The following is an 11,475-nucleotide window of genomic DNA, read 5'->3' as shown; positions in this document are numbered from 1 at the left end:
AGGGGTATGAAGGTACATGTTGCAGATCACCCACTGATAGCCCATAAATTAACGGTTTTACGCGACGAACGTACCGATTCACCGACCTTTCGTCGTTTAGTAGAAGAACTTGTAACTCTTCTTGCCTACGAGGCCACGCGAGATGTTCGTACGCACGCCGTGGCGATAACAACACCAGTTACTAAAACTAATGGGTTGAAAATGGCCGAACCACGACCCGTTGTAGTTCCCATCTTGCGCGCTGGCCTTGGAATGCTTGAAGGCATGAGCAAACTAATTCCAACGGCTGAAGTTGGTTTTCTTGGAATGGTTCGCGATGAAGAAACCCTTCAGGCCAGCACATACGCCAATCGATTGCCAGATGATTTATCTGGGCGCCAGGTTTTTGTGTTAGATCCCATGCTTGCAACTGGCGGTACTTTGATTGCCGCTTTTCATTACTTAATTGATTTAGGAGCAAATGACATTACCGCAATTTGCATTCTCTCAGCCCCCGAGGGAATTGCTGCAGTTGAAAAGGAGTTTGCTTCAAGTGAGGTACCTATCACAATCGTCACTGGCGCACTTGATGAAAAGTTGAATGAACTCGGATATATCGTTCCAGGACTTGGCGATGCTGGCGATCGCTTATATGGTGTTGTGTAGGTGGCCTCGACATCTCCTGGCTACGGAATCACAATCCGTGTTGAGGGTCCAGCTTCTGCTCAACCCGTCGCATTAGCAACAACGATTATTTCAGGTGCAGGTGCAACTATTACTGCTCTTGATGTAGTTGAGTCACATTTAGAAAAAGTTGTTCTGGATATTACCTGCGATACCACAGACCTGGCACATGCCGAAGAAATTACGCTCGCTCTTTCAAAGAATTCAGGTCTAACTGTTCGCAAGGTGAGTGATCGAACATTCTTATTGCACCTAGGTGGAAAGATTGAGATTTCCTCTAAAGTTCCGCTCAAGACTCGCGATGATTTATCCCGTGCTTACACCCCAGGTGTCGCACGAATTTGTCAAGCAATTGTTGATGATCCGGCCGATGCTAGACGCTTAACTATTAAACGTAACACCGTTGCCGTCGTAACCGATGGTTCGGCGGTTTTAGGTCTTGGAAACATTGGCCCCGCTGCCGCGCTTCCAGTGATGGAAGGCAAGGCTGCACTGTTCAAGCGTTTTGCCGATGTTGATGCTTGGCCGGTCTGTCTTGATACTCAGGATGTGGATGAAATTGTTCGCACAGTTCAGTTAATCGCTCCGGTATATGGAGGGATTAATTTGGAAGACATTTCAGCCCCTCGCTGCTTTGAAATTGAGCGTCGATTAAGAGAGCTTTTAGATATCCCAGTTTTTCATGATGATCAACACGGTACTGCGATAGTTGTTTCGGCCGCATTACGCAATGCCTTAAGGCTCGTCAATAAAGAGCTCAAAGATGTAAAAATTGTGATGAGCGGCGCTGGCGCTGCTGGAACTGCAATTGCGCGCCTGTTAGTTTTACGCGGGGCATCACAAATTGTTGGTTTTGACAAAGATGGAGTAATTTCAAAATCTTTGCTTCGCTCTGATGATGAGATGCGTAATTGGTTTATAGACAATAGTAATCCAGATAATTATACCGGGGAAATATCGGGTGCAATGAAGGATGCGGATGTATTTATAGGAGTGAGTGCGCCAAATGTTTTGATAGAGCAGGATGTTGCATCGATGGCACCGAATTCAATTATTTTCGCTCTAGCCAATCCAGATCCCGAAATTGATCCAGTGATTGCACGCAAATATGCGACAGTTGTTGCAACCGGCCGAAGTGATCAGCCAAATCAAATCAATAACGTGTTGGCATTCCCCGGTATTTTTCGTGGTTTATTAGATGCAAATGCACACAAAATAACCGATAAATTATTGGTTGCAGCGGCTGAAGCAATTGCAGATTGCGTATCTCCTGAACAACTTAATGCTTCATTTATTGTTCCTAGTGTTTTTGATCCCAATGTAACTAAAGCTGTCGCTGCAGCAGTGAAAAGGTCAGTATGATCGAACTTGCAGCATTCTTCATTTATGCCTCGCTGGTTTCTGCACTCGTGAACTACTTATGCCACCTGCGATTACCCCTGCATACGTCATAACAATGCCAGTGACTAAGTAGGAGCTAACTTTCACACCAGCCGTTGGAGAAACTAAATCAATCACGAGTGAGCCAACAAGCTGCCCGCCCACACTAAAGAGAGTGAAAGTTAGTACTCCCAAATGTTGAACAATTGTTGAGGTAAAAGCTATATAGATTACCCCAATCAATCCCCCCGTATAAATCCACCATGGTCCATGTGGCAGCGAGACGAAGTTTGTGCGATGCGTTGCGACTGCAATAAGAAACACAATTAGTAGAAGTGAAGTTCCTGTGATGAAGTTCAATAACGAGGTCGTAAAGCTTTGATGAGAGTGCTCATTTATCTGACCATTCAGTGCACGTTGAACTCCAACTACTGCACCCGCAATACAACCTGCAATTACCGCAATCATAGATAGATTTTTAGCATCAATGCGATCTAAAACTGAGACTAAGACTGCAATGACGGTCAACACCGCTGCCGTAATTCGGCGCTTGGTAATCGCCTTTTTGCCTCCCCCTGTCAATCCAATTCGATCAACGAGTAAAGAGGTTGCTGTTTGACCAGCTATCGATGCCACTGAGAAGATGGCAACCCCAATGAGCGGAACGATGTGAGTTTGAATTGCAACAAAACTTCCACCAAGTGCACCAGCTAGTAGTTTCCAACGAGCTATTTCGCCGTTTTTGACTGCGCTGCGAATATTGGAAATTCCCATTTTGATTGCAGGATTAAACAGTGAAATTGCGACGATAATGATTAAGCCTGAGCCAAATGAAACAAGTGCAGCCTGTAAACCACTGTTTAAACGATATGAGAGCTCACCATTGGCTCGAGCTTGCAATGCAATCATTACGCCAGAGAGTGCGGCAAGGAGATCTAGTCTCATTAAGTATGAGTGCCGTGGAACTCTCTTTTATCTGCAATCCAATCCATAAGTGCAAATAAGACACCTGAGGCAACAAAAGTAAGATGAATAACAATTCGCCACTTTGTGCCGCCACCCACATGATCTTGGCCTGCTAATTCAATAAAATCTTTAAGAAGTTCAATGACAGATATAGCAACCAGCGAGCCAATCAATTTAATCTTCAATCCACTAAAGTCGATCGTTCCCATCCAGTGAGGACGATCCTTGGATTCGGTAGCAATATCGATTCTGGAAACAAAGTTTTCATACCCTGCGAAAATCACCATCAGAATCAGATTAGCAAGAAGAGTTAGGTCCAACAAGGCGAGCAAGTCAAGTGTAAAACTCTGAGGCGTTGCCTCTCCTATTTGTATGGCAATGTGGTAAAACTCAATTAGAAAACGGTAAGTCAATAGAAAGAGTGCCCCAACTAAACCAAGATAGAGAGGAGCTAGGAGAAAACGGGAACGAAATAGAATTGCTTCTATGCTGCTTGATATTCGATTCATGCGGAAATTTTAACTCAATCTTCAAGAGTTAGTGTGATCTGGAGCCACTCTTCCTCTAAATTGTTCCTAAGATTGTTCTCGATTTCTAAATTCTTTGTTATTTCAAGAAGCTCCTCAGCTTTCAATGACACCGCTTCGAGTTCGATTTCTAAATCCGAAATTCTCGCATTTGCCTTCTCTAGCTGTCGTTCAAGGCGGGCTTTATCCTTTTTTAATTGGCGCTCTTCGGCGGCGCTTGAACTTCTTTTCACTCTCTGAGCCCCAGCCGACTGATTAATGCTCGCCTCACGAAGCTCTAAATACTCATCTACTCCGCGTGGTAAATCACGCACGGATTTATCACCTTGCAATCCCACAAATCGGTCACACACTCGCTCCAAGAAGTATCTATCGTGTGAGATCACGATCAATGTTCCACCATAGCTATCAAGTAAATCTTCAAGCTCAGTCAATGTTTCAATATCAAAGTCATTTGTTGGTTCATCGAGCAAGAGCACATTTGGGCTATCCATTAATAAGCGGGTCAGCTGCAAGCGCCTTTTTTCTCCGCCGGATAAGTCGCCTACTGGTGTCCATTGTGATTCTCGATTGAAACCTAGACGCTCACACAGTTGCGACGCTGAAAGTTCGCGTCCGCCACCTAGCTCCACGCGATGTGCAATTTTCTCTACCGCTTCCAATACACGCCATGTGGGATTTAACTCATCTAAATGTTGGGTTAAAAATGCTGGCTTAACAGTCACTCCAGTGACCAGCTTTCCGGATGTTGGTTGAATTTCTCCAATTAACGTACGTATTAAAGTTGTTTTCCCTGCACCATTAACTCCCACTACGCCAATGCGGTCGCCAGGACCTATATTCCAGTAGAGATCTTTAATTAATTCATTATCACCGAGTTTAATACTTAGATGATGTGCTTCATACACAGTTTTTCCAAGTCGATTAAGTGCGAACTTGAGAAGTTCTCCTTGATTGCGCGGTTCAGGCTCTCCAGCGATTAAGACGTTAGCAGCATCGACACGAAATTTTGGTTTTGTAGTTCTAGCCGGTGCCCCTCGGCGCAACCAAGCTAACTCTTTACGAATCAATCCATTACGTCGCGCATCCATGACAGAGCTCTGGCGAGCGCGCTCGGCCTTAGCTAAAACAAAAGCGCTGTAACCACCGTCATACTCTTCAACATTTCCACCAACAACTTCCCAAGTCCGACTCGTCACAGCATCTAAAAACCATCTATCGTGAGTTACAACCGTAATCGCTAAAGCTTTTTGATTATTTAAATAGTTTGCAAGCCAAGCAACGCCCTCGACATCTAAATGATTTGTCGGTTCATCGAGCAGAATCAGATCCAATTCATTTATCAGAAGCTTTGCCAAACCAACACGTCGTCGTTCTCCACCTGATAGATGACCAAATTTGCGGTCAAAGATATGGTCATCAAAGCTCCCAAATAACCCAGTGAAAACCTCTCGGATATTCGGTTCACTCGCCCACTCATGTTTTGCAGTATCTCCTAAAACCACTTCACCAACAGTGCTCTCGGGGTTTTCAGAATCAACTTGAGAGAGAATGCCGATGCGTGCTGCGTTTGATTTTGTAACGCGCCCAGCATCAGGGGCTTCTATGCCAGCGATAACTCTCATTAAAGTACTTTTACCAGATCCATTTCTTCCGACGATTCCAATTCGATCACCTTCGGAAACACCAAGAGAAACCGAGATAAGTAGCTCTTTAATATCAAAGGCCTTTGAAACCTCTTCGATATTTACAACATTGCGCGCCATGATGGGAGAGCGTACCTTTCATCCATGACTGTCACTGACCGCGAATTTGCACTGGAACTCGACAGAAATGACCCTTTAGCTCATTTTAAATCGCAGTTTGTAGTCAGTGATCCCGACATGTGTTATTTGGATGGAAACTCTCTCGGCCGTTTACCTAAAGCAACGGTGATTGCACTCAATAGTTTCATGGTTGACGAATGGGGTCCAGAAGTGGTTATGGGCTGGGGGCATTGGGTAGATGAAGCGCAACCCACCGGTGATTTATTGGGGGCGGCTGCATTAGGTGCTGGACCAGGGCAGGTGCTGGTCTGCGATACAACTTCAATCAATTTCTATCAATTATGTTTAGCTGCAATCAATGCTCGCCCTGGACGAAAGACAATAATCACTGATGCAGCAAATTTTCCAACAGATAGATATATTCTCGATGGAATAGCAAAGCAGTTTGGTTTGAAGCTTGTCATTATTGACAATGAAAACCCCTCAATTGCTACTCATGAGCGAATCACCACCGATGTTTTAGCCCCATACCTCAATGATGATGTTGCTTTAGTAACTCTCGAGGTTATTCAATATCGCTCAGGAGCTCGAACTGACATTAAAGCAATTACAGATCAAGTTGGAGCTATTGGCGGATTAGTGGTTTGGGATGCGAGCCATGCAGTAGGTGCAATCGAATTAAATTTAGATGACAATGGTGTCGATCTTTGTGTGGGGTGTACCTATAAATACGGTAACTCTGGGCCTGGATCACCAGCTTGGTTATACGTCAACAAAAAAATCCAAGACAAACTACAAGTGCCAATTCAAGGTTGGTTTGCCCAAGGTGCTCAATTTGAAATGGGTCCGGTCTTTGAAAAAGCCCAAGGAATTCGTGGCTTCCAGATTGCCAGCCCCACTTTGATGGGAATCCGGTGCGTGCAGACTGCTTTTTCAATGATTCATAAGGCGGGCATCAACGCAATTGCAAAAAAAGCGGCAATTGGAACCCAGATGATGATTGAACTCTACGATGCGTGGCTCGCTCCTCTTGGTTTAGAGTTAAATACTTCGCGTCTATCTCACGAGCGCGGTGGACACATTTCGCTAGTACACCCAGATGCGGCACAAATTTGTATTGCCCTTCGCCAAATTTCGAATGTAATTCCTGATTACCGAACCCCTAACTCCATTCGTCTTGCAATATCTCCGTTACCAACTTCTTATGTTGAAGTCTGGGATGGCTTTGAACGTATGCGCGATTTAGTGGCATCGGGCCGCTATAAAGAGGTAAAAGAAGGTGGTTCACGAGTCACATGAAAGAAAATGACTTCGAGTCTGCAATCACTTACACATCATATTTAGCCGTTGATGAACTTTTAAGTCTGCAGCGTCCATTATCGGTTGGACCTGAACATGATGAAATGCTCTTCATTATTATCCATCAGACGTATGAACTGTGGTTTAAGCAGCTGATTCATGAGTTTGTGCAGGCCCAACGAGCAATGGAGGCCGGCGATACACATTATTCTCTTGCCCTACTAGGTCGAATCCGAACAATCATGAAAGTTTGTGTCACCCAAATCGATATATTGGAAACAATGACGCCATTGCAGTTCAACGCATTTCGCTCATATTTATCATCATCTAGTGGTTTCCAGTCTGCCCAATTTAGAAAAGTTGAAGCGCTACTAGGGCGTAGAGATACTAAAATGGCCGGTCATTTGCCACCAGCAATCCAAGCCGAAATTGCCCTCATTACCTCAGAAAACTCCGTGTGGGATTCGGCTCTTGCCTATTTAGCAAAACGCGGGCATTCAATTCCTACTGACGTGCTCACCCGCGACCGCACCAGTGCTTATGAAGCAAATCTTCGCGTGCAAGATGTTCTACTCGAAATCCACCGCAATGATCCAGAAAGCGCCATGGTATGTGAACGATTATTAGATATCGATGAAGGAATTCAGGAGTGGCGTTATCGCCATGTGAAAATGGTTGAGCGCACAATCGGCCGAAAAATTGGTACTGGTGGCTCTACTGGAGTTGAGTATCTGTCGAGCACGCTTTTCAATCCAGCTTTTAAGGATCTTTGGGAGATCCGCTCTCGCTTTTAATTACGTATGGAAATATATTAGCGGGAGTAATAGATTAAAATAAAAATTATTGAAATTAAGGCTGCAGCTGATACTAAGAAATAGTTTGCCCACTTTGGAAGTCCCGCTCGATCGGCTGTCTTCTTGGCGATTCTCTTCGTATGCATCATTGCATCACCCGCCCACGCAAACTCTGTAGCCAAGATTCCTAACCCCGCGAGAACAACTAATACACCAGGTCCTGGACCAATAAGTGCAATACCACCAAGGACAGTTATTCCTCCCCCGAGAACCCCAATGAAAACCTTCCACAGAACTTGTCCAGCTCGGGTTTTCTTAATCCACCGTCGAAAATTCATCTCTTGCCTCCCTTCTACTCGACTTACCATAGGCTGAATTGGCAATCTTTTCTCGACGTGCGCGATAATGTGGAGATGCACCTGCAATGAGATGCTCAAAGCGGATTTTTGAGGTGATAAATTCGCGAATCTCGCTGGGTTTAGTTGTATCTGCAAAGACTGCTAATCCCTCCACAGTTGACTGCCTAACCGCATGTGGCCTTAAATAACGATATATAAGGCTCATTCGCCGAATACTTACATAAACAAGTTTGCGAAATACTTGGGAAGTACCTGCAGGCTTGCTTGGCCTCTCCGGCAGAGATAAATTAAATAATATTTTTGCAATTTCAGCTCCGCCCGTCGTGCCTGGAAGCTCTGAGCATTTTGCTGAAAGTTGCTCGCGCACTTTAGGGTTTTGTAATTTTTTCACGGTTGCCGTTATGTCACCTAAATTGCTGTGATCTGCCCTTAGGGCATATCCAAACTCTTGGCACCACCTCGCTCTTCCCTCTTGATCATCGGTTCCACGAATATTTGACACAAAGACGCTCGGAATTCGTGCTGGTAATAGCTCGTGAACTCCGTTATATCCAGTTGCACAAATACTTGCATCGAATGCCTCTAGTACCCTTGCGAGCGGGAAATAGCGCACAACTTTAATATCCAGGCCGTCCGGAGCAAGTGAATTACCATCTTTATCTATTGGCTCTTTAGTAAGAACAATCTGAAGTTCTTTCCAGCCGACTAAACCTTCTAGAGCAGCGGTCATCTTGCTATTAACATCACCGTCTCCCGTACCCAGCTGAACAAGAACAACTGGTCGTTCTAAATCTAAACCTAAAGCTCGACGTGCATCATCGCGTGACATTGCACTTTCTCTCTCAAATAGTGATACCGGTGAAGTTAAAATCGCTTCTTTACGTTTTGAAGTCGGTCCGAAATCGAAAGCTTTAGCAATATCTCCTGGCTCAATTACAATATCCATAACTTTTGAATAGACAGGCAAAACAAATCTTAAGAGATTTCTCTGCCAGAATCCTCGCCTAATCCAAACAAGACAAAGATTTCCATTTTTAATTTTGGTAGCAAAGACACCTGGATAAGGAACGACACCATCAAATGTTAAAATGCTTGCCCCGGTTTCTTCGATAAGAGCGAGTAATCGCTCACAAAGGTATGAGTCCCACTTTTCTCGCGGCATCCATAATCGATCGCGCCCCGGTATGTATTCGCAGCGAATATCCATAAAAGCTGGGATTTCAGCGATTCCACCAGCCATTGAAACAATAATTGGGTTGGCAAATTCTTTTAACGCCAACGCAACTGCAGTAGTACGGGCAAGATGTCCCATTCCCACACCATTACTAGTGGCGAGAATGATTGTTGGTTTTGCCATGAGCCTTAGCCTAGCCAAATGCACTTAGAAATTAGGAACAGGGGAAGCTTAAATTTAAGGCGATTTTTGCTTACTTAACAAGGGGTTTTTAAGTACAGTATCGGTTGTGACTAAGCCAGTAATTGTTTCAATCCGAGGGCTTACTCGATCTTTTGGAGATATTCGTGCAGTTGCTGGAGTGGATTTAGATATATTTGAAGGTGAATTCATTACACTGCTTGGACCTTCAGGCTCAGGCAAGACAACCGTGTTGCGGATGATTGCCGGCTTTGAAAAACCAGACTCGGGATCCATAGTTCTTGGAGGTAAAGATGTTTCTCAACTTCCGCCCTATGATCGCGACGTAAATACGGTTTTTCAAGACTATGCACTCTTTCCTCATATGGATGTTATTTCTAATATTGAATATGGCCTACGGGTTAAAGGTGTTGATAAATCATCGCGACGTGAGCGGGCTATACAAGCCTTAAAGCAGGTTCGGTTAGAGGGTTATGAAAACCGCAAGCCCGCGCAGTTATCTGGGGGTCAACGGCAACGAGTTGCACTAGCTCGTGCGTTGGTGAATAGGCCATCGGTTCTGCTTCTCGACGAGCCTTTAGGTGCACTGGATTTGAAGTTACGGGAGCAGATGCAGATTGAACTCAAAGAGTTGCAGCGCGAAGTTGGAATCACTTTTATATTTGTTACTCACGATCAAGAGGAAGCATTAACAATGAGTGATCGCATTGCTGTGTTTAATCACGGGCGTATTGAACAGTTAGGATCACCACGTGAAATATACGAAAATCCCCAAAGTTTATTTGTTTCAGAATTTGTGGGACAAACTAATAAAATTGAAATTGAGGGTAGGAAGGTAAATATTCGACCAGAATTCATTTCGGTTTCAAAAACCACGCGTTTTGGTGATTGTTCGATACAAGGAACCTTGAGAGATGCGATTTTTGTAGGTGCCGTAACCCGATATTTAATTGATACAACTCTTGGAAGCACAATGATTTCAACAAATCCGACAGAGGATATCTCAATTGGTGAATCCGTTACCCTGTCGTGGGATAAGGAAAAGGAATTCTTAGTTCAATGAAGAGCTAAGAACCACATTCAACCGCTGAATGTGGACTGTATAGATGGAGGTACAGATGCAAAAGAAGCGTCTGTTTTCACGAATTGCTGTTGCATCCGTTGCAGCACTTATTCTCGCTGGATGCAGTTCAGGTAGCGACTCTGCATCCGAAGGAGCTCTGCCTGAAATAGAGATGATGCAGGAGCTTGGCACAGGTGAAGGTCAAGTTAATGTTGTTGCTTGGGCAGGGTATGTCGAGAATGGATCGACCGATCCAGCAGTTGACTGGGTCACTGGTTTTGAAACTGAAACTGGTTGCAAAGTAAATGTAAAAAATGGCACATCCTCTGACGACATGGTCGCATTGATGAAGACCGGTGAATATGATGTTGTATCTGCCTCTGGTGATGCCTCTCTTCGTTTAATTTATGGCGGCGATGTTGCACCCATAAACACTGACCTGACTCCAAACTATGCTGATGTCTTTGAGAATTTGAAGATGCAACAGTGGAACTCAGTTGATGGTGTTGCTTATGGAGTGCCTCATGGACGTGGAGCTAATTTACTGGCCTACCGCACCGATATAGTCAAGCCTGCTCCTACATCTTGGAGTTCTGTCTTCGACGCTAACTCGCCATATAAGGGCACAATAACTGCATACGACTCGGCGATTTATATAGCAGATGCTGCCTTGTACTTAATGGCAACCCAACCTGATCTTGGTATTACATACCCCTACGCCCTTGATCAGGCACAGTTTGATGCTGCGATTGCACTTCTTGAAGTCCAAAAGCCGCTCATTGGTGAGTATTGGGGCGACTACCTAAAGCACGTTGCCTCTCTCAAATCTGGCGGAACAGTTCTTGGAACTACTTGGCAAATAAACATTAATTTAGCTAAGGGTGAAAAGACTCCTGTTGAAGGAATTAAACCAATCGAAGGTTCAACGGGTTGGTCAGATACATGGATGGTGAGCAGTAAAGCTAAGAATCCTAATTGTGCCTACATGTGGATCAACCACATTGCATCTCCTGAAGCAAATGCTGGAGTTGCAGAATGGTTTGGTGAGGCTCCTTCTAACGCTAAATCATGTGCCTTAACTGCTGATCCAAATCACTGCACAACTTTCCATGCAGCAGATGATGCCTACTGGGAAGATGTTTATTACTGGAATACTGCAACTGAAGCCTGCCTTGATGGCCGGAAAGATGTGAAGTGCGTTCCGTACTCTGAATGGGTGAAAGCCTGGTCTAGTTTACGTAACTCATAAATTCTAAGCCGGGTATGAGGTATTACCTCATACC

Annotated in this window: 11 protein-coding genes; 6 read left to right on the top strand and 5 right to left on the bottom strand. The window is 44.5% G+C overall.

The window, feature by feature from the left end; translation table 11 throughout:
• The first annotated feature begins 6 nt into the window (after positions 1-6).
• Together upp and Q8K48_08040 are read left to right on the top strand one after the other, a co-directional pair.
• Positions 7-645 carry a uracil phosphoribosyltransferase gene (upp, locus tag Q8K48_08045; GenBank protein MDP1852347.1) on the top strand — a complete coding sequence of 213 codons (639 nt, stop codon included), beginning with the start codon at positions 7-9 and terminating at the stop codon, positions 643-645.
• Positions 646-2,025: an NAD-dependent malic enzyme gene (locus Q8K48_08040; protein MDP1852346.1), complete on the top strand. Its 1,380-nt coding sequence runs from the start codon at positions 646-648 to the stop codon at positions 2,023-2,025.
• A gap of 18 nt (positions 2,026-2,043) precedes the next feature.
• On the opposite strand, the gene Q8K48_08035 is transcribed toward Q8K48_08040, so the two are convergent.
• Genes Q8K48_08035 through Q8K48_08025 form a run of 3 tightly spaced genes read right to left on the bottom strand, consistent with a single transcriptional unit; the run spans position 2,044 to position 5,302 of the window.
• Positions 2,044-2,988: a DMT family transporter gene (locus tag Q8K48_08035; GenBank protein MDP1852345.1), complete on the bottom strand. Its 945-nt coding sequence runs from the start codon at positions 2,986-2,988 to the stop codon at positions 2,044-2,046.
• Positions 2,988-3,518, bottom strand: coding sequence for a TIGR00645 family protein (locus Q8K48_08030; GenBank protein ID MDP1852344.1), 531 nt, complete (start codon positions 3,516-3,518; stop codon positions 2,988-2,990). The genes Q8K48_08035 and Q8K48_08030 overlap by 1 nt, the downstream gene beginning before the upstream one ends.
• Before the next feature lie 14 nt (positions 3,519-3,532).
• Positions 3,533-5,302 (bottom strand): ATP-binding cassette domain-containing protein, encoded by a 1,770-nt coding sequence (locus Q8K48_08025; protein MDP1852343.1) that lies wholly within the window; start codon positions 5,300-5,302, stop codon positions 3,533-3,535.
• A gap of 24 nt (positions 5,303-5,326) precedes the next feature.
• On the opposite strand from Q8K48_08025, the gene Q8K48_08020 reads away from it, so the two are divergent.
• Complete coding sequence (locus Q8K48_08020; GenBank protein ID MDP1852342.1) at positions 5,327-6,601, top strand: aminotransferase class V-fold PLP-dependent enzyme; 1,275 nt, start codon at positions 5,327-5,329, stop codon at positions 6,599-6,601.
• Positions 6,598-7,395, top strand: a complete 798-nt coding sequence (locus Q8K48_08015; GenBank protein ID MDP1852341.1) for a tryptophan 2,3-dioxygenase family protein — start codon at positions 6,598-6,600, stop codon at positions 7,393-7,395. Before Q8K48_08020 ends, Q8K48_08015 begins: the two co-directional genes overlap by 4 nt.
• Positions 7,396-7,412: 17 nt before the next feature.
• Here the strand turns inward: Q8K48_08015 and Q8K48_08010 are convergent, their stop codons facing one another.
• The gene (locus tag Q8K48_08010) at positions 7,413-7,733 is read right to left on the bottom strand and encodes a PGPGW domain-containing protein (protein MDP1852340.1); all 321 of its coding nucleotides are present in this window, start codon (positions 7,731-7,733) and stop codon (positions 7,413-7,415) included.
• Positions 7,711-9,111 (bottom strand): hypothetical protein, encoded by a 1,401-nt coding sequence (locus tag Q8K48_08005; GenBank protein MDP1852339.1) that lies wholly within the window; start codon positions 9,109-9,111, stop codon positions 7,711-7,713. Before Q8K48_08005 ends, Q8K48_08010 begins: the two co-directional genes overlap by 23 nt.
• Positions 9,112-9,217: 106 nt before the next feature.
• Here Q8K48_08005 and Q8K48_08000 point away from each other — a divergent pair, with 106 nt between their 5' ends.
• Positions 9,218-10,192 (top strand): ABC transporter ATP-binding protein, encoded by a 975-nt coding sequence (locus Q8K48_08000; GenBank protein ID MDP1852338.1) that lies wholly within the window; start codon positions 9,218-9,220, stop codon positions 10,190-10,192.
• Positions 10,193-10,247: 55 nt separating this feature from the next.
• Positions 10,248-11,441 carry an ABC transporter substrate-binding protein gene (locus Q8K48_07995; protein MDP1852337.1) on the top strand — a complete coding sequence of 398 codons (1,194 nt, stop codon included), beginning with the start codon at positions 10,248-10,250 and terminating at the stop codon, positions 11,439-11,441.
• Positions 11,442-11,475: the final 34 nt, after the last annotated feature.

The sequence above is a fragment of the Candidatus Planktophila sp. genome (assembly GCA_030681675.1).
Taxonomy (GTDB): Bacteria; Actinomycetota; Actinomycetes; order Nanopelagicales; family Nanopelagicaceae; genus Planktophila.
This window is presented reverse-complemented; position numbering and strand designations above follow the sequence as displayed.